This window comes from Burkholderia territorii (assembly GCF_902833055.1).
Lineage (GTDB): Bacteria > Pseudomonadota > Gammaproteobacteria > Burkholderiales > Burkholderiaceae > Burkholderia > Burkholderia territorii.
Window position 1 is genome coordinate 256,207 of record NZ_CADFEJ010000004.1, and the last position, 16,764, is coordinate 272,970.

At 66.8% G+C, this 16,764-nt stretch carries 17 protein-coding genes, 1 tRNA gene and 1 pseudogene; 11 read left to right on the plus strand and 8 right to left on the minus strand.

What is annotated here, in order from left to right; translation table 11 throughout:
• The first annotated feature begins 53 nt into the window (after window positions 1-53).
• Window positions 54-779 carry a response regulator gene (locus HW466_RS10975; protein ID WP_009693256.1) on the plus strand — a complete coding sequence of 242 codons (726 nt, stop codon included), beginning with the start codon at window positions 54-56 and terminating at the stop codon, window positions 777-779.
• Window positions 763-2,079 (plus strand): ATP-binding protein, encoded by a 1,317-nt coding sequence (locus tag HW466_RS10980; protein ID WP_059508216.1) that lies wholly within the window; start codon window positions 763-765, stop codon window positions 2,077-2,079. The genes HW466_RS10975 and HW466_RS10980 overlap by 17 nt, the downstream gene beginning before the upstream one ends.
• A 49-nt stretch (window positions 2,080-2,128) precedes the next feature.
• Here HW466_RS10980 and HW466_RS10985 read toward each other — a convergent pair whose 3' ends face one another.
• Complete coding sequence (locus HW466_RS10985; RefSeq protein ID WP_027786765.1) at window positions 2,129-2,395, minus strand: double-stranded DNA-specific endonuclease; 267 nt, start codon at window positions 2,393-2,395, stop codon at window positions 2,129-2,131.
• Window positions 2,396-2,900: 505 nt separating this feature from the next.
• Here HW466_RS10985 and HW466_RS10990 point away from each other — a divergent pair.
• Together HW466_RS10990 and HW466_RS10995 are read left to right on the plus strand one after the other, a co-directional pair.
• Window positions 2,901-4,658, plus strand: coding sequence for an ABC transporter permease (locus HW466_RS10990; protein WP_059508217.1), 1,758 nt, complete (start codon window positions 2,901-2,903; stop codon window positions 4,656-4,658).
• Between the two features lie 22 nt (window positions 4,659-4,680).
• Window positions 4,681-6,018 carry an ABC transporter ATP-binding protein gene (locus HW466_RS10995; protein WP_059791601.1) on the plus strand — a complete coding sequence of 446 codons (1,338 nt, stop codon included), beginning with the start codon at window positions 4,681-4,683 and terminating at the stop codon, window positions 6,016-6,018.
• Window positions 6,019-6,082: 64 nt separating this feature from the next.
• Here HW466_RS10995 and HW466_RS11000 read toward each other — a convergent pair whose 3' ends face one another.
• A complete protein-coding gene (locus tag HW466_RS11000) occupies window positions 6,083-6,577 on the minus strand; it encodes a hypothetical protein (protein ID WP_059770773.1) in 495 nt (164 codons plus the stop codon).
• On the minus strand, window positions 6,574-7,125 hold the full coding sequence (locus HW466_RS11005) for a hypothetical protein (protein WP_059448630.1): 552 nt from the start codon (window positions 7,123-7,125) through the stop codon (window positions 6,574-6,576). Before HW466_RS11005 ends, HW466_RS11000 begins: the two co-directional genes overlap by 4 nt.
• 288 nt (window positions 7,126-7,413) lie before the next feature.
• Between HW466_RS11005 and HW466_RS11010 the strand changes: the two genes are divergently transcribed.
• The 3 genes from HW466_RS11010 to HW466_RS11020 all read left to right on the plus strand — a co-directional run bounded on the left by HW466_RS11010 (window position 7,414) and on the right by HW466_RS11020 (window position 9,745).
• Window positions 7,414-7,599, plus strand: coding sequence for a hypothetical protein (locus tag HW466_RS11010; RefSeq protein ID WP_059448631.1), 186 nt, complete (start codon window positions 7,414-7,416; stop codon window positions 7,597-7,599).
• 150 nt (window positions 7,600-7,749) lie between these two features.
• A complete protein-coding gene (otsA, locus tag HW466_RS11015; RefSeq protein ID WP_059502757.1) occupies window positions 7,750-9,171 on the plus strand; it encodes an alpha,alpha-trehalose-phosphate synthase (UDP-forming) in 1,422 nt (473 codons plus the stop codon).
• Window positions 9,164-9,745, plus strand: coding sequence for an AAA family ATPase (locus tag HW466_RS11020; protein ID WP_151002717.1), 582 nt, complete (start codon window positions 9,164-9,166; stop codon window positions 9,743-9,745). The genes otsA and HW466_RS11020 overlap by 8 nt, the downstream gene beginning before the upstream one ends.
• Before the next feature lie 9 nt (window positions 9,746-9,754).
• Here the strand turns inward: HW466_RS11020 and HW466_RS11025 are convergent, their stop codons facing one another.
• A complete protein-coding gene (locus HW466_RS11025) occupies window positions 9,755-11,122 on the minus strand; it encodes an MFS transporter (protein ID WP_059502753.1) in 1,368 nt (455 codons plus the stop codon).
• Between the two features lie 186 nt (window positions 11,123-11,308).
• Window positions 11,309-11,689 (minus strand): DUF5594 family protein, encoded by a 381-nt coding sequence (locus HW466_RS11030; RefSeq protein ID WP_151002719.1) that lies wholly within the window; start codon window positions 11,687-11,689, stop codon window positions 11,309-11,311.
• Window positions 11,690-11,806: 117 nt separating this feature from the next.
• Here HW466_RS11030 and HW466_RS11035 point away from each other — a divergent pair, with 117 nt between their 5' ends.
• Window positions 11,807-12,208, plus strand: coding sequence for a hypothetical protein (locus HW466_RS11035; RefSeq protein ID WP_060136828.1), 402 nt, complete (start codon window positions 11,807-11,809; stop codon window positions 12,206-12,208).
• A 195-nt stretch (window positions 12,209-12,403) separates the two neighbouring features.
• On the opposite strand, the gene HW466_RS11040 is transcribed toward HW466_RS11035, so the two are convergent.
• On the minus strand, window positions 12,404-12,733 hold the full coding sequence (locus HW466_RS11040) for a hypothetical protein (RefSeq protein WP_151002720.1): 330 nt from the start codon (window positions 12,731-12,733) through the stop codon (window positions 12,404-12,406).
• A 143-nt stretch (window positions 12,734-12,876) separates the two neighbouring features.
• Here HW466_RS11040 and eco point away from each other — a divergent pair, with 143 nt between their 5' ends.
• Entirely contained in the window at window positions 12,877-13,377 is a 501-nt protein-coding gene (gene eco, locus HW466_RS11045) for a serine protease inhibitor ecotin (protein WP_151002722.1), read from the plus strand.
• An 84-nt stretch (window positions 13,378-13,461) separates the two neighbouring features.
• Here the strand turns inward: eco and HW466_RS31875 are convergent.
• Window positions 13,462-13,633 (minus strand): annotated as a pseudogene (locus tag HW466_RS31875) (TetR/AcrR family transcriptional regulator); the annotation flags it as partial.
• 229 nt (window positions 13,634-13,862) lie between these two features.
• Between HW466_RS31875 and HW466_RS11050 the strand changes: the two are divergent.
• Entirely contained in the window at window positions 13,863-15,212 is a 1,350-nt protein-coding gene (locus HW466_RS11050) for a right-handed parallel beta-helix repeat-containing protein (RefSeq protein ID WP_420908218.1), read from the plus strand.
• 156 nt (window positions 15,213-15,368) lie between these two features.
• Here HW466_RS11050 and HW466_RS11055 read toward each other — a convergent pair.
• A tRNA-Arg gene (locus HW466_RS11055) sits at window positions 15,369-15,443 on the minus strand.
• A gap of 174 nt (window positions 15,444-15,617) precedes the next feature.
• On the opposite strand from HW466_RS11055, the gene HW466_RS11060 reads away from it, so the two are divergent.
• Window positions 15,618-16,757, plus strand: a complete 1,140-nt coding sequence (locus tag HW466_RS11060) for a site-specific integrase (RefSeq protein WP_174905711.1) — start codon at window positions 15,618-15,620, stop codon at window positions 16,755-16,757.
• The last annotated feature ends 7 nt before the right edge of the window (window positions 16,758-16,764 follow it).

The following is a 16,764-nucleotide window of genomic DNA, read 5'->3' on the forward strand; positions in this document are numbered from 1 at the left end:
TCGTGTCTTTGTTTCGTTCTTCGACGCCGCCCTCGCGCGGTAAACTTCGAGCCATGACTACCCAGATCCTCATCGTCGACGACGACCAAGAACTCCGTGACCTGCTGCGCGACTATCTCGTGCGTCAGGGGATGGAAGTGTCCGTGCTGCACGACGCGGCGACGCTCGAGAAGCGCCTCGAGCGCGAGCGGCCCGACCTGATCGTGCTGGACCTGATGATGCCGGGCGTGGACGGCCTGACCGCGCTGCGCCAGCTGCGCGCGGCCGGCGACGACATCCCCGTGATCATGCTGACGGCACGCGCGGACGACGTCGACCGCATCGTCGGGCTCGAGCTCGGCGCGGACGACTACCTCGGCAAGCCGTTCAACCCGCGCGAGCTGCTCGCGCGCGTGCAGGCCGTGCTGCGCCGCCGCCGCGCGACGCCGTCGGCGGCGGCGCCCGAGCAACGCGAGCCGTTCGCGTTCGGCCGCTTCGTGCTCGACTTCCAGGCGCGCACGCTGTCGGTCGACGGCAAGCCCGCGACACTGTCGAGCAGCGAATTCGCGCTGCTGAAGATCTTCGTGAACCACGCGCTGCGCACGCTCACGCGCGAGCGGCTGCTCGAGCTGCTGCACGGGCCCGAATACGACGGCACCGACCGCGGCATCGACGTCCAGGTGTGGCGCCTGCGCCGCATCCTGGAAACGGATCCGTCGACACCGCGCTTCATCCAGACGGTCCGCGGGCGCGGCTACGTGTTCGTGCCCGACGGCGAGGCCCATGCGCAAACCCATTGATTCACTGTTCGGGCGGCTGGCGCTGCTGGTCGTCGGCGTGCTGCTCCTGTCGCACTTCGCGTGGTTTTTCGCGATGCGCCTCGAGCGCAGCCAGATGCAGACGCGTTACGCGGTCGAGGAGGCCGCCTTTCTCGTCGACGCCGTGCGCCAGCACGTCGAGCGCACGCCCGACCAGCCGCTGCCGTCACGCGTGCGGCTGGTATCGCCGGACAGCCCGGACGTGCCGACGAGCGCTGGATCGAACCTGCCGGCGCCGCTCAAGCGTTTCCGCGACGACGTGAGCGAGCGCATGCCGCCCGGCACGCTGGTCGAGATCGGCGCGCCGGGCCATCCGCCGGTGCTGTGGGTCAAGGAGCCGACCGACCGCAACTGGATCGTGGTGCCGGTACAACCGCTGCGCCCGCCGCGCTCGCTCGACCGGATGCTGCTGTGGCTCGGCACGATCTTCTCGGCAGGCGTGATCGCCGCGCTGTTCGCGGCCTGGCAGCTGCAGCAGCCGTTGCGCTCGCTGGCGCGCGCGGTCGCGCGCTTCGGCCGCGGCCAGCCGGTGCCGCCGCTGCGCGAGCGCGGCCCGCGTGAGCTGCGGCAGCTTACGCATGGCTTCAATCAGATGGTGGAACAGGTGTCGCAAGCCGAGAGCGATCGCGCGGTGATGCTGGCCGGCGTCGCGCACGACCTGCGCACGCCGCTTGCGCGGATGCGCCTGCGCGCCGAAATGATGGACGACGCGCGGCTGCGCGACGGTGTGGTGCGCGATGTCGACTCGATGTCGCACATCGTCGACCAGTTCCTCGTATTCGCGCACGGCGGCGCGGACCGCAGCGAGCCGGTGCCGGTCGACCAGACCTGCGAGCGGATCGCGCGCAGCTATCGCGCGGTCGCGCCCAACGCGCCGGCGGTGCAGACGCACCTGTCCGCCGACGAAGGCTTCCGCCTGCCGACCGCGACGCTCGACCGGATCCTGTCGAACCTGCTGGACAATGCGCATGCGTACGGCGCGCCGCCCGTGCTCGTCGAGACGGCGCGTACGCCGACGGGTTACGTGCTGTCGGTCAGCGACAGCGGCGGCGGAATCGCGCCGCGCGACCTCGCGGCCGCGACGCGGCCGTTCGTGCGGCTCGACCCGGCGCGCGGCGGCAATGGCCACAGCGGGCTCGGGCTTGCGATCGTCGAGCGGCTGGTGCTGAGGCTGGGCGGGACGTGCGAAATCGGCAATCGTCCCGAGGGCGGCCTGCGCGTGGCGATGACGTTCCCGTTCGACGCGATACCGAAGGACGATCTGCACGCGCAGGCCGCGTAAGCGGCGGATGCGGCGGATGCGGCGCCTGCGCGGCAGGCGCCGCGCGGCGTCATTCGCCGAACAGCGTGCCGAGCGTCTCGGCGGCGTTGCTGTCGATGGTGTTGTAGGTCACGCTCGTGGCCTCGAAGATATAGACGGTCGTATAGCGGCCGAGGCGCTCCAGAATCTCCTCCTGCAGCGATTCCGGCACGACGTTCATGTTCAGGTACCATGCCGTCGACGACAGCCGGGTCTGGAACGACCCATACTCCTGCATCAGCTCGTAGAACGCATCGGCATCCTGATCGCGGCAGACGATCACCAAGTTTCCTGCCATTCCCTTTCTCCCGCTGGTCGGTCGATCCCTGGCGGCTGTGTCGACACCGACACCAGGGGCTAGCCCCGATCATACCTGCTTCGCCGCGATCGTCCGCTGACGTCCGGCATGGTTTGCGTGCGCGTGCGGCTGGCGGGTTCCCGGCCGGCCCGGTTCACGGCATAATTCGGGGCCTGCACATGCCGGCCTGAGGACTGCGGCCGGGCTGCTCCGCATCGCACGCCTGTCGGTCACCCGCGTGCCGGGCACGATCCGTGCGCCGTCCGCGCGCCGCGCGGCGTCGCACCGGCCCCGGACGGTTGAACCTGAAATACAGGTTGGTGTAGTGTCGTGCCGTCGCGGCCGACTCGTCGCGCCGGGCCGCAGCCTGCACGCACGGCGGCCTCGCGCCGGCGTCAGATCGTGAATCAATCGAATTACCGCGTCGAATTACCGCGCCCGTGCGCTTTGCCATGAATCAACATCGTCTGCCGGCTTCGTTCGGCCTTACCGGGGAGGGCGCCTGATGGACGTCGGATTCTTCAATCCGAACCGGACCGCCAACGCATCCGCGTGGCGCGTTCTGCCGAACCGGTGGGACTTCATCGCGTTTCCGCTGATCATCTGCCTGATCGCGATGGCGGTCGTCGGCTTCCACGAGACGATGGCGCCGATCGCCACGCTGCAGACGCAGAAGATCTCGCTCGATCCGTCGAACCTGCCCGAGTACGCATTGCGCACCACGCTGCGCATGCTCGCCGCGATGGTCGCGTCGCTCGCGTTCACGCTCGTCTACGGCACGCTCGCCGCGAAAAGCCGCCGCGCGGGCATGGTGCTGATCCCGATCCTCGACATCCTGCAGTCGGTGCCGGTGCTCGGCTTCATCTCGTTTACGGTGACGTTCTTCCTCGCGCTGTTCCCGAGCCGCGTGCTCGGCGCCGAGCTCGCGGCGATCTTCGCGATCTTCACGAGCCAGGCCTGGAACATGACGTTCAGCTTTTACCAGTCGCTGCGCACGGTGCCGCGCGATCTGGACGAAGTGTCGCGCGGCTTTCACCTGACGTCGTGGCAGCGCTTCTGGAAGCTCGAGGTGCCGTTCTCGATGCCGGGGCTGATCTGGAACATGATGATGTCGATGTCGGGCGGCTGGTTCTTCGTCGTTGCGTCGGAGGCCATCACGGTCGGCAACCAGACCATCACGCTGCCCGGGATCGGCGCGTATCTCGCGCAGGCGATCTCGGACAAGAACCTCGGCGCGATCGGCTGGGTGATCCTGACGATGACGGTCGTGATCCTGGCCTATGACCAGTTCCTGTTCCGCCCGCTGATCGCGTGGGCCGACAAGTTCCGGATGGAGAACACCGCGTCGGGCGACGCGCCGCAATCCTGGCTGCTCGACCTCGTGCGCCGTACGCGCCTGATCCATCAGCTGCTCGTGCCGGCCGGCTGGTTCTTCGCGAAGGCCGCGCGGATTCCGCTGCGTCTGCCGTTGTCGGGCGCGATGCGCTTCACGCTGCCGAAGGTCGAGAAGAAGGCGTCGCGCACGGTCGACATCGCATGGGCGGTGCTCGTGCTGCTCGGTACGGCCTATATCGTGTGGCGTGTCGTCAGCTTCGTGTCGACCGGCGTGACGATGGCCGAAGTCGGGCACGTGATCGTGCTCGGGCTCATCACGCTGTTGCGCGTGGTCGTGCTGATCGCGATCGCATCGGTGATCTGGGTGCCGGTCGGCGTGTGGGTCGGGCTGCGCCCGAAGCTCGCCGAGAAACTGCAGCCGCTCGCGCAGTTCCTCGCCGCGTTCCCGGCGAACCTGCTGTTCCCGGTGTTCGTGATCGTGATCGCGCGCTTCCACCTGAACGCCGACATCTGGCTGTCGCCGCTGATCGTGCTCGGCACGCAGTGGTATATCCTGTTCAACGTGATCGCGGGCGCGACGTCCTATCCGAACGACTATCGCGAAGCCGCGACGAATTTCCGGATCCGCGGCTGGCAGTGGTGGCGCCAGGCGATCCTGCCGGGCATCTTCCCGTACTACGTGACCGGCGCGATCACCGCGTCGGGCGGCGCGTGGAACGCGAGCATCGTGTCCGAGGCGGTGCAGTGGGGCACGACCAGGATCGAGGCGCACGGCCTCGGCGCGTACATCGCGCAGACCACCGCCGCCGGCGACTTTCCGAAGATCATCCTGGGCATCGCCGTGATGTCCCTGTTCGTTACCCTGTTCAACCGCCTGCTGTGGCGCCCGCTGTATGCCTTCGCCGAAGCGAAGCTGCGGCTCGACTGAGACCGATTGAGAGCGAAACGCGATGCACAATCCGAATGCTGTAAACGCCCCCGTCCAGACGTCCCAGCCGCCGCGCCTCGGCGAGGAAATCCTGCGCGTCGAGCACGTCTGCCGCGGCTTCAACAAGACGCAGGGCGAACTGCTCGTGCTCGACGATGCGAACCTGTCGCTGCGCGAGGGCGAGATCGTCGGGCTGCTTGGCCGCTCGGGCTCGGGCAAGTCCACGCTGCTGCGAATCATTGCCGGGCTGATCGAGCCGACCGGCGGTGAAGTGACCTACCTCGGCAAGCCGCTGACCGGCCCGGCCGAAGGCGTCGCGATGGTGTTCCAGACCTTCGCGTTGTTCCCTTGGCTGACCGTGCTGCAGAACGTGGAAGCCGGGCTGGAAGCGCTCGGTGTCGGCGCACGCGAGCGGCGCGAGCGCGCGCTCGCCGCGATCGACCTGATCGGTCTGGACGGCTTCGAGAACGCGTATCCGCGCGAGCTGTCGGGCGGCATGCGCCAGCGCGTGGGCTTTGCGCGCGCGCTCGTGGTCGACCCGACGATCCTGCTGATGGACGAGCCGTTCTCCGCCCTCGACGTGTTGACGGCCGAAACGCTGCGCACCGACCTGCTCGACCTGTGGACGCAAGGCCGCATGCCGATCAAGTCGGTGCTGATCGTCACGCACAACATCGAGGAAGCGGTGTTCATGTGCGACCGGATTCTGGTGTTGTCGTCGAACCCGGGCCGCGTGATCGCCGAGATCAAGGTGCCGTTCAAGCATCCGCGCAACCGGCTGGATCCGGCCTTCCGCAAGCTCGTCGACGACATCTACGCGAAGATGACCGCGCGCCAGACCGGCGAGGCGACGAAGAAGGGCCTCGAGCTCGGCAGCTGGCTGCCGCAGGTGTCGACCAACCTGATGGCCGGCCTGATCGAGACGCTCGCGATGGCGCCGTATCACGGCCGCGCCGACATGCCGGAAATCGCGCGCACGCTGCATCTGGAGGTCGACGACCTGTTCCCGATCGCGGAAGTGCTGCAGTACCTCGGCTTCGCCGACGTGCGCGAAGGCGACGTGTTCCTGACGCCGCCGGGGCGCGTGTTCGCGGAGTTCGGCACGCAGGAGCGCAAGCTGATGTTCGCCGATCATCTGCTGAAGCATGTGCCGCTCGCCGCGCGGATCAAGAAAGTGTTGAACGAGCGCCCCGGCCATCGCGCGCCGCGTGTGCGTTTCGAGCAGGAGCTCGAGGATTTCCTGTCGGACGGCGCGGCCGAGGAGACGCTCGACGCGGTGATCGACTGGGGACGTTACGGCGAGATCTTCTCGTACAACGACCAGACCGAAATCTTCAGCCTCGAGGACGTCGAGTCCTGAGCCAGCGAGCCGGGCCGCGCGGCCCGGCGTTCGCATGCGCGGCGCTTGTCGCGCGCCCGCATTGCTACTGCAGGTTGCCCCAGCGGTCGACCGCCGGTTCGGCCGACGCCCACTTCCAGTGCGTGCCTTGCTGGCACGCATTCGCGAAATACCAGTCGGCCTTGTCGCCGTCCTTCACCGAGAACGCGAATTCCTTGCAAAGCGCAAGCGCCGTCGAGTACGCACGCGTGACGCGCACCTCGCCTTCGCCGTTTTCGAGCGGCAGCGTGTTCTTCACCTTCCATGGCTTCACTTCGCCGACGGCCAGGCTGCCCGCCGCTTTCGCGATCGCGTCCTGCTGGTTCTGATGGAGCTGCTTCATCGTGCGGTTGACGGCTTCGTCGGTCGCCGCCTGCACGGCAATTCCCACCCCGACGCCGACGGCCGGGTTCGCGGTGACGAGGCCGGTCGCCGCGCCGGCGAGTGCGCCGCTCGCCGCGCCGACCGAGCCGCAGCCCGACAGCACGGCGCTGGCCGCGCACAGCGCGCCGATCGCCGCGATACGGATCGCGACGCTCATTGCAGCGCGCCCCAGCGTTCGGTCGCGGGTTCCGCCGACGCCCATTTCCACACGGGACCGTCGCGGCAGATCGTGGCGACGTAGAACGCCGATTCCGCGGCTTTGTCGGCTTTCGCGGGCGTATCGACCGCGAACACGATTTCCTTGCAGTCGAGCGGGCCGATGCTGATCATCCGGCTGACCGTCACGCGCCCCTGTTCGTCATCCTCGATCGGGAACGAATGGTGCGTCTTCCACGGCGCGACACCGCCGACGTCGAGCGGGCCGGCCGCTTTCGCGATCTGCTCCTGCGTGTAGCGGTGCGCGACACGTTGCGTGTACTGGACGCCCGCCCGCGCGCCGGCGACGGCGCCGAGGCCGATACCCGTCGCGACGGCGGCGTTGTTGGTGACCTTGGAGGCAATCGCGGCGCCCGCGATACCGGCGCCGGCAGTCGCGCCTTCGCTGTACAGCGAGTTGCAGCCGGACAGCAGTGCGGCCGTGGCGATCGCGGCCAGCACGATGCGCGCCGGCATGGCCCGACGCGGCGGTTCGAAACGAATGTTCATCCCTGAGTGCAAGTCCTGTCTGGGTGAGCGGCGACGCATGCGCGCCCCCATGCCGCATCATTGTTTCGCAATTGTCATAGGAAAACTGCAAAGCTTTGACAAATCGCCGGGCAGTGGCTCGCGCGCGTACGCGCGGCGCTATTGTCGGACAGTCCGCCGAGCAGGGGTCGAAACGTTACAAATTGAAGGCAATTGTTACCTTGGCATGCGAGGAAGCAACCTAGACTCTTTTGTTATGGAATGTTTCTACGGCGGCTCCGAGCCGCGTTGCATATGAGACACCCAGCCATGCGCCGTTCGAAACGGTTTTCTCCCCGGTCCCCCGACCCGGGGACCGAGCGCCCGCGTCCGCAGACCGATGCGCCGGCCGGCGCGCCCGACGAGACGCCGTCCGACGGCGATCACAACCAGGGCGGTGCACGCCCGGAAGGGCTCGATTATCAACGCGACCTCGGCCAGGAGCAGGACGCCTGATTCCGTCGCCGTTGCATTCCGCCGCCGCATTTCATTGCGCTCGTTGTTGCATCGCTCACATCTGAATCGCCGCGCGACCGCCTTTTGGCCGTCGCGCCCGTCGTGGCGCGCGTCGCGCGCCATTCAATCGAATCGAGGAGGGAAAGCCGCATGAGCAGATTGATCGTGGTATCGAACCGTGTCGCCGCCGGCGAGGACACGCGCCCGAGCGCGGGCGGCCTCGCGGTCGGCGTGATGGACGCGCTGAAGGAAACCGGCGGCGTCTGGTTCGGCTGGAACGGCGAGATCGTCGGTACGCCCGACGCCGCGCCCGCCATCCAGCGTGACGGCAACGTCACGTATGCGACGCTCGGGCTGACGCGGCGCGACTATGATCAGTACTACCGCGGCTTCTCGAACGCGACGCTGTGGCCGGTGTTTCACTACCGCGGCGATCTCGCGCGCTTCGACCGACAGGAGTACGCGGGCTATCTGCGCGTGAACGCGATGCTCGCGAAGCAGCTCGCCGCGCTGCTGCGGCCCGACGACCTGATCTGGGTGCACGACTATCACTTGCTGCCGTTCGCGCATTGCCTGCGCGAACTCGGCGTGAAAAATCCGATCGGCTTCTTCCTGCACATTCCGTTTCCGTCGCCCGACATGCTGCGCATCGTGCCGCCGCACGAGGAACTCGTGAAGTTCATGTGCGCGTACGACATCGCGGGCTTTCAGACCGAAGCGGACAAGCAGGCGTTCGCCGACTACATCGAGCGGCGCGGCATCGGCGCGGCCAGCGACGACGGGATGCTGCATGCGCACGGGCGCGTCGTGAAGGTCGCCGCCTATCCGATCGGCGTGCACCCGGATGCGATCGCGGACGCAGCCGTCCAGTACGCATCGCGCAAGCCGGTGAAGATGCTGCGCGACGCACTCGGCGGCCGCAAGCTCGTGATGAGCGTCGACCGGCTCGACTATTCGAAAGGGCTGGTCGAACGCTTCCAGTCGTTCGAGCGGATGCTCGCCAACGCGCCCGGCTGGCAGGGGCGCGTGTCGCTCGTGCAGATCGCGCCGCCGACGCGCTCCGACGTGCAGACCTACCAGCGCATTCGCGAAACGCTCGAAGGCGAGGCCGGCCGCATCAATGGCCGCTTCTCGCAGCTCGACTGGACGCCGATCCAGTACCTGAACCGCAAGTACGAGCGCAATCTGCTGATGGCGTTCTTCCGGATGTCGCAGGTCGGCTACGTGACGCCGTTGCGCGACGGGATGAATCTCGTCGCGAAGGAATACGTCGCATCGCAGGATCCGGCCGATCCGGGCGTGCTCGTGCTGTCGGAGTTCGCGGGCGCGGCGGCCGAGCTGACCGGTGCGCTGCTCGTCAATCCTTATGACCTGTCGCAGATGGCCGACGCGCTCGAGCGCGCGCTGTCGATGCCGCTCGCGGAGCGGCAGGCGCGTCACGAAGAGAACCTCGCGCGGCTGCGCGGAAACAATCTGTCGGTCTGGCGCGACACGTTCGTCGCCGACCTGCGCAGCGTCGCGGCGGCCGCATCGGTCACGCAGCGCGCGGGCCGGCGAGCCGCGCATGTCTGAGCGCGTGGACGACGACGGCGCGGCGCAGGAGGTGTCCGCCCGCTTTTTTGTCGTCACGGGCGGCCCCGGCTCCGGCAAGAGCACGTTGCTTGATGCGCTCGAACGCAGTGGCTTCGCGCGTTCGCACGAGGCCGGGCGCGGCGTGATCCGCGATCAGATGGCGATCGACGGACCGGCGCTGCCCTGGCGCGACCGGGCCGCATTCGCCGAGCTGATGCTGAACTGGGAAATGCGTTCGTATCATCTCGCACGAAGCGCGCGCGGGCCCGTGTTCTTCGACCGCGGCGTGCCGGACGTGATCGGCTATCTGCGGCTCACGGGCCTCGCGGTGCCCGCGCATGCGGAGGCCGCGGCGCGGCGCTTCCGGTATCACCGCCGCGTGTTCATCGCGCCGCCGTGGCCCGACATCTACACGCAGGATACCGAGCGCCGGCAGGATTTCGCGGAGGCCGTGCGCACCTACGACGCAATGGTCGACTGCTATACGGCGTACGGGTATCGGTTGATCGAGCTGCCGTGCGCGAGCGTGAAGGCGCGCGTGCGCTTCGTGATGGACGCGCTCGACGCCGCCTGAGCGGCGGCGTCAGGCCGCCGTGTCGGGGCGCGGCGACGCGATGCGCAGCATGCTGACTCCCGCGGCGAGCGCCGCGAATACGGCCGCGACATAGAGCGCGATCGTCGGCCCATGGTCGGGCGCCAGCCCGAAAATCAGTGCGACGAGCGCGGCCCCGAGCGTCTGGCCCGTCAGGCGCGCCGTGCTCAGCATCCCGCCCGCGCCGCCGCTGCGCTCGCGCGGTGCCGACGACAGCATCGCGCGATTGTTCGGCGACTGGAACAGCCCGAAACCCGCGCCGCACAGCGCCATCCGCCACACGATATCGACGGTGCCCGGATGCGCGCCGATCATCGCGAGCGACAACAGCCCGGCCGCGAACAGCGCGAGCCCGATGCCGCCGAGGATGCCGGCCGAGTAACGATCCGACAGCACGCCGGCAAGCGGCGCGGCGAATACGATCACGAGCGGCCATGGCGTCATGTAGAGGCCGGTTTCGACCTGCGAGAAGCCGAGCGAGTGCTGCAGCCAGAACGGCAGCGCGACGAACGCGAGCATTTGCGACGTGAACGAGGCCACCGACGTGCAGATCGACAGCGCGAACATCGGAATGCGCATCAGGTCGACCGGCAGCAGCGGTGCCGGCTGCGACAGCTGCCGCTTTACGAAGAAGTAACCGACCGCGAACGCGATCGCCAGCTCGCCGGCAACGTACGCGTGGCTTTCGCCGTGCCCGAGCCCGTCGACGGCCATGATCAGCAGCCCGAAGACGCACGCGTTCATCAGCGCGCTCGGAAAGTCGTACGGCGCATCGTGCAGCGGGTTGGCCGGCAATGCACGGAGGCTGCCGAACACCGCCGCGATGCCGATCGGCACGTTGACCGCGAACAGCCAGGGCCACGACGCGACCGACAGGATCGCCGATGCGACGGTCGGCCCGATCGCCGACGACAGCGCGACCACCATCGCGTTGATCGACAACCCGCGCCCGAGCATCGACGACGGGTAGATCATCCGCACGAGCGCTGCGTTCACGCTCATGATGCCGGCCGCGCCGAACCCCTGAATCACGCGCATCACGGCGAGCACCGGCAGCGAGCCGGCGAGTGCGCAGCCGAGCGACGCCGCGGTGAAGAGCGCGAGCCCGGCGATGTAGATGCGGCGATAGCCGACGCGCTCGCCGAGCGACGCGAGAGGCAGCAGCGTGATCGTGACCGCGAGCTGGTACGCGTTGACGATCCAGATCGATGCGGCGTCGGACGCGCGCAGGTCGCGCGCGATCGTAGGCAGCGCGACGTTCGCGATGGCGCCGTCGAGCACGGCGAGCGTGATGCCCAGTGCGACGCAGACGATTGCCCAGTAGCGTTGCGGAAGCGGCAGGCCGGTATCGGCGTTCATGGCGGGAGCGAAGGCGTGATGATCCGCGCGCCCGGAGGCCGGTTGCGTGCGCAACCATGCTCGCGGGTGGAGGCGGCGGTGAACGACCCGGTCAGCCTGGCGGCGCCGGAGCGGGACCGGTCGAGTGTATCACCGGACCGTATCGCGCGACGCCGGCAGCAGCCGGCCGGCGGCCGGTGCGTGCGTTCAACCTTCGAAGTCGAGGCCGCCGAGCCGCACGAGCGGGTCGGCCTGCGTGCGCGATGCGAGATCGATGTCGCGCGCGCTCTGCCATGCGCTCAGCTTCCTCGGCAGCGCGCTCAGGTAGTGCTCGAACCGCGCGGGACCGTCGGGTGCCATCAACCGCTCGATCTCGTCCGTGTCCCAGGTCAGCTCGAGGTTCAGCGGATGCACGTAGCCGCTCACATGCTCGTGCGGCGCGCTGCGGACCTGCACGCGCGTCGGTTGCCCGTGCCCGCCGTATGGGACGACGTCGGTCAGCACGTGATCGGCGAAGAACGCCGCGATCGCCTGCGCAATGCGCGGCGCGAATTCGGTATCGAAACGGCGGGCGGTTTCGGGCTGCATGAAGGCGTCTCCTGTGTGCCGAAAATCGTAGCACGGCGGGGGCGCGTTTCGGTGTGCGTGATACCGGTAATGGCGCGTTACCACTTGCTGCATCTATTACGGCCGCGCGCGACCACAATGCATCGCATCCAGTACCACTTCGCGTGGGAGTCCATCATGAAAAGAATTGCCGCAGTATGTGTCCTTGCCGGTTCGCTCGCCGTGGCCGGCCCGGCTTCCGCGCATGGCCGCGACGGGGGCGACATCATCGGCGCGCTGATCGGCGGCGCGGTGCTCGGTGCGATCGTGACGTCGGCGATGAATCCGCCCGTCGCGTATCAGGCGCCCGTGTATCAGGCACCGGCCTATCAGCCGCCGACGTACTACCAGGCACCGGCTTACCAGCAGCCCGCGTATCCGACGTATCAGCAGGCGCAGTACCAGGACGACGGCCCGGACTATTGCTACGACCGCTATCAGCGCCCGTATGTGTGCGGCGCGCCGGTATCGGGCGGCTATGCGCGGCCGGCTGGCTGGTGAGCGGGCGCATGACCGGGCACGGCGTCACGTGCTCGGTGCCGATTGAACGAATTCCCGGCAACGGGAAGACAAAAGTTAAGGCCCCCGCGTGATGCGAGGGCCTTTGTCATTTCTCGGACGTTGGTTATCGAACGCCGGACGGAAACTGCGCGACGCCGCGTGCGGATACAAACGGTTGCAATTGGATCTGCTGGCTCAGTGGCGGTGGCCGCCGTCGCCGCGTCCGCCGCCGCCTTCGTTCCAGTCGCCACGGCGCCCGCCGCCGCGCCCCCAGCCGCCGTGGTCCCAGCGATCGCCGCGATCGCGATCCCAGCGGCGGTAGTCGCGGTGGCCGTGGTCCCAGTCGCGTCCGCCGCCGCCTCCCCAGATATTGACCGTGCCATAGATGGGCGAGGCCCCGTAGGCCGGCCCGTACGCGTACCCGGGATCGGAATAGTAGGGCTGTCCGTAGCCGTATCCGGCGTCCGGACCGACGACGCACCCGGCCAGCAGCGTGGCGACGCCGGCGGCAATGAGCTTCAGCATGATGTTCTCCATTGGTTCCCCTATAAGTACCGCGCGCGGGGATTGCCGGCTGTTTGCATTTGTGTCGTCAAATTACAGCCTCGTAAGGTCGCGCGACGAAAGTGTTAGCATCGGGGCCTATTTTGTTTATCAGGAGCACATCGATGAAATTCGCGATCCGGGCCGCCCTGGCCGCCCTTTGCGTGACGACCGCCGCCGCGTGGGCGGCGGGCCCCGCATCGGCACCCGCCGTGCCGGCCGAATCGATCAAGATGTTCCCGCAGCCGACGGCCGGCCAGCAGCGCGCGGTGATCGCGCTGCCCGCGCTCGAGAACGAGGGCGACGCACGCGTCGAGCTGATGATCGGCAAGACGCTGCAGACCGACTGCAACCAGCAATGGTTCGGCGGCGAGTTGATCGCCGAGGACGTGAAGGGCTGGGGCTATACGTACTATCGGCTGACCGACGTGAAGGGGCCGGCATCGACGCTGATGGCCTGCCCGGGCCAGGCGCCGCAGCAGCGCTTCGTGCAGGTGCGCGGTGACGGGCAGTTGCTGCGCTACAACAGCCGCCTGCCGCTCGTCGTCTACGTGCCGGACGGTTTCGACGTGCGCTACCGCGTGTGGCATGCGTCGAAGGACGTGCAGCAGGCCGTCACGCAGTAAGGCGTCGACCGGCGCGGTCTTGCGGGCGCGCTTGCCGCTCCCCGGGCCGCGCCGTTTCAGCCGGCTTCCTTTCGGATTCCGACGTTATCCGCCGTTCGCGCCCGCGAGCGGCGGCCATGCGGCCCGCGCGGCTTGCGCGACCGCCTTCCGATCTCCGACGGCTCGTGCCGTCGCGTGCCTGAATCGCCGTTCCCTGTTGCACCGTCACGCAGTAGCGCGCGATTGCATCGCGATTGGCGTGCGCGAACGCTTCGCCTTTCAGACGAAGGTTCGGGCTTCTACTCAATTTTCCGCGCATGTTCGCCGGGTTCGGCAAGGTGCGGTCGTGGGCCGCATGTCGCCGTGATGACGTGGCGATGAATGAAAGAGGATAACGAAATATTTCACAGGTGCAGCGCGGAATTCATTTACAAAGTGATCGAGCGTACTTACGATGACGCCAATTTCGGCTAGCGGAACTTCGCATGCGTACAGTCAATTGGGCGATGTTCGCCGCGCTCTGCCTTTGTCTTGCCGCATGTGGCGGCGGTGACGGCAACGCTGCCGCGGGCGCACAGACCGTTGCGGGTACATCGACATCGGTCGTTGCACCTGCCGGTGCCGCATCCGGTGCATCGGCTTCATCGGCGAATTCCGACAGCCCGGTGTCGACCGCCGGGCCGGCCGGTGCGACGCTTCCGCCTTCCAGTGGCACCAAGCCGATTCCGGTCGCCGACGTGACGGTTTATCCGGCCGCCGACGGCAGCGATCAGGCCGATGCGCTGCAGAAGGCATTCGACAGCCTGCGTGCCGGGCAGCGTCTGGTCATCGCTCCGGGACGCTACGCCGTTGGGCATTCGCTTGCCGTGACGGTGCCCCAGACGGTGATTTCCGGATACGGCGCGACGCTGGCCGCCACCAACCCGGCCGACCAGACGATCGAGATGAGGGGCGCGGGTTCGACGCTCGTCGGCGTGACGTTGGCCGGCACCGGAACGACACGGCTCACGACGCCCGAATCGACCAAGGTCGAGGTGACGGGCTCGGACGTCCAGATACTCGGCGTGACGATCCAGGGCGGCGCGAGCGCCGGGATCTTCGTGTTCGGCGGCAACGGTATCGCGATCGTGGGCAATACCGTGCGCGCGACGCTCGCCGACGGCATCCATACGACTTACGGGTCGACCAACGTGCTGGTGCAGAACAATACGGTGGCCGGCACCGGAGACGATCTGATCGCCGTGGTCAGCTATCTCGGCGACGGCCGCCTCAGCGGCAATGTACTGATCGACCATAACGCGGTGTCCGGCAACGCGTGGGGGCGCGGCATCACCGTCGTCGGCGGGCAGGCGGTAACGATCTCGAACAACACGGTCGACGCCGTCGAGAAGGCGGCGGGGATTCTCGTCGCGCAGGAGGACAGCTGGAAGACCTACGGGTCGTCGAACGTCGTCATCACCGGCAATATCGTGACCAACATCCAGACCACGAACGCAAACAACGGGCTGCAGCCGACGCAGCAGGGGGCGATCGAACTGGATACGTGGTCGGGAACCGTGTCCGATGTCACGGTGGCGGATAACCGCGTGTCAGGCTCCGGCTATGCGGGTTTCCGGGCGTCCGGGAACGTGTGTTCGTTCAGCGTGACGGGCAACACGTTCTCGTCGATTGCCGGTTTGCCGGTCGGCTTGTTGACGAATGGTTGCGCGGCGAACCAGATCGTCGTCGATGCGAATCGGCTCGGGGACGGCAGCCTGCTGGCACTGCCGGCCGGGGCGTCGTTTGCCGGCACGTTCGCAGTGACGGGCGCGAATGCGAGTTTGATGCCGCAGGTCAGGACGGGGTTGATGCTGTGACGAGGTGGCGGGGGTGCGGGGTGGTGGCCGATGTTTGGTGAAACACGGCGTGCGTGGGCGCGGTAGGCAGACGACTAGAGAGAGCGTGCGTGATCCGACGGACGCGGCGCGTGTGGACAGCGCGATATCAAGGCATGTGGAAATTCGGGAAACTGCTGGTCCCCCCGACAGGAATCGAACCTGTATCTAGCGCTTAGGAGGCGCTTGTTCTATCCATTGAACTACGGGGAGCGGATAGTTTGAGCGGGATGGACTGAACCCTTGCGAATCAGGCTCTTAGCCTTGCCCCGTGTGCCTTTCCGGGATTTTCGTCTTTCCGCGCATGACGCGAAATGACGGGTTGTGAAGCATAGTTTAACGCCCCGCCTGCTACAATTCTGCTACAAATCGACCCTGTAGCAGCGTATGTGGATGACGCATTGCTACAGTCCACAAACGGGGTGTTTCATGGCTTCGATCCTCAAGATCGGCGACCGCTGGCGTGCTCAAATCCGCCGGCGGGGACAGAGTATAGCAAAGACGTTTCGAACCAAGGGCGCGGCTGAAGCGTGGGCGCGCGAGATCGAGGGTGGTATCGACAAGGGGCAAGGCGCCGTTGGCGAGCAGACGATCACGGTCGGCGAGTTGGTGCGCTTGTATCGAAACGCTCGTAACGATTCCGGTCGGCCGGTAGCGGAGAAGTCGAACGAAGATTACATGCTCAAGCGGCTGGAAAGTCACTTTGATGATGAGGTGGCGGCGAAGCTATCAACCAAGCGGCTGGTCAAGTTCGCCCAGGAGCGCAAGAAAGACGGGGCGGGGCAGTACACGATCGACATGGACATATCCAAGCTCGGGACGGTGTACAAACACATGGCGTCGCTACTCGATCTGCGGTTGCCGCACGCTCCAAGCATTGCGCGGCCGACTCTCGATCACCTGCAGCTAATCGGGCCGGGGAAGCTCCGCGACCGGCGGCCGACACGTGAAGAGATCGTCAAGATCTTCGAGTGGTTCGCTGAACATCCGGAGCGCGAACAGGCGGTGCCAGATGTCATCCGCGTCGCGATGAAAAGTGCATTCCGGCGCGGCGAGCTGTTTCGCTTGACGTGGTCCGATCTCGACGTCGAGCGCCGGCTCGCGTTAGTCCGCGATCGCAAACATCCACGACAGAAGAAGGGCAACGATGAGTGGGTGCCTCTAATCGGTGACTCGCTTGAAGTATTGCTGCGTCAGCCACGGTATCCGGTGCCGCCTGAATACGAGGCGAAGCGCAAGATGGACCCGAAGATCGAGCCGCATCCGAACGAATACATTTTTCGTTTCGACAAGAGCACTGCGAGCAAGTACTTCAAGCTGGCCTGTGACGACAAAGGCATCGTCGATCTTCGTCTGCACGATCTCCGGCACGAAGCGACGAGTGCGCTGTTCGAAGGCGGATGGGATATTCCGGAAGTTGCGGCGGTGACCGGGCACAAAGATTGGCGCAACCTGAAGCGGTACACCAATCTGAATCCTGAGCAAGTCGCAAAGAAAGGGCAGCTACGTCTAGTTAACGAGGCGTAGCTTTGAA

What these genes read in the sequence shown, in the direction of transcription:
- HW466_RS10975 (WP_009693256.1), top strand. Translation starts at nt 54, where the DNA reads ATGACTACCCAGATCCTCATCGTCGACGACGACCAAGAACTCCGTGAC.
- HW466_RS10980 (WP_059508216.1), top strand. Translation starts at nt 763, where the DNA reads ATGCGCAAACCCATTGATTCACTGTTCGGGCGGCTGGCGCTGCTGGTC.
- HW466_RS10985 (WP_027786765.1), bottom strand. Translation starts at nt 2,395, where the DNA reads ATGGCAGGAAACTTGGTGATCGTCTGCCGCGATCAGGATGCCGATGCG.
- HW466_RS10990 (WP_059508217.1), top strand. Translation starts at nt 2,901, where the DNA reads ATGGACGTCGGATTCTTCAATCCGAACCGGACCGCCAACGCATCCGCG.
- HW466_RS10995 (WP_059791601.1), top strand. Translation starts at nt 4,681, where the DNA reads ATGCACAATCCGAATGCTGTAAACGCCCCCGTCCAGACGTCCCAGCCG.
- HW466_RS11000 (WP_059770773.1), bottom strand. Translation starts at nt 6,577, where the DNA reads ATGAGCGTCGCGATCCGTATCGCGGCGATCGGCGCGCTGTGCGCGGCC.
- HW466_RS11005 (WP_059448630.1), bottom strand. Translation starts at nt 7,125, where the DNA reads ATGAACATTCGTTTCGAACCGCCGCGTCGGGCCATGCCGGCGCGCATC.
- HW466_RS11010 (WP_059448631.1), top strand. Translation starts at nt 7,414, where the DNA reads ATGCGCCGTTCGAAACGGTTTTCTCCCCGGTCCCCCGACCCGGGGACC.
- otsA (WP_059502757.1), top strand. Translation starts at nt 7,750, where the DNA reads ATGAGCAGATTGATCGTGGTATCGAACCGTGTCGCCGCCGGCGAGGAC.
- HW466_RS11020 (WP_151002717.1), top strand. Translation starts at nt 9,164, where the DNA reads ATGTCTGAGCGCGTGGACGACGACGGCGCGGCGCAGGAGGTGTCCGCC.
- HW466_RS11025 (WP_059502753.1), bottom strand. Translation starts at nt 11,122, where the DNA reads ATGAACGCCGATACCGGCCTGCCGCTTCCGCAACGCTACTGGGCAATC.
- HW466_RS11030 (WP_151002719.1), bottom strand. Translation starts at nt 11,689, where the DNA reads ATGCAGCCCGAAACCGCCCGCCGTTTCGATACCGAATTCGCGCCGCGC.
- HW466_RS11035 (WP_060136828.1), top strand. Translation starts at nt 11,807, where the DNA reads ATGCATCGCATCCAGTACCACTTCGCGTGGGAGTCCATCATGAAAAGA.
- HW466_RS11040 (WP_151002720.1), bottom strand. Translation starts at nt 12,733, where the DNA reads ATGCTGAAGCTCATTGCCGCCGGCGTCGCCACGCTGCTGGCCGGGTGC.
- eco (WP_151002722.1), top strand. Translation starts at nt 12,877, where the DNA reads ATGAAATTCGCGATCCGGGCCGCCCTGGCCGCCCTTTGCGTGACGACC.
- HW466_RS11050 (WP_420908218.1), top strand. Translation starts at nt 13,863, where the DNA reads ATGTTCGCCGCGCTCTGCCTTTGTCTTGCCGCATGTGGCGGCGGTGAC.
- HW466_RS11060 (WP_174905711.1), top strand. Translation starts at nt 15,618, where the DNA reads ATGTGGATGACGCATTGCTACAGTCCACAAACGGGGTGTTTCATGGCT.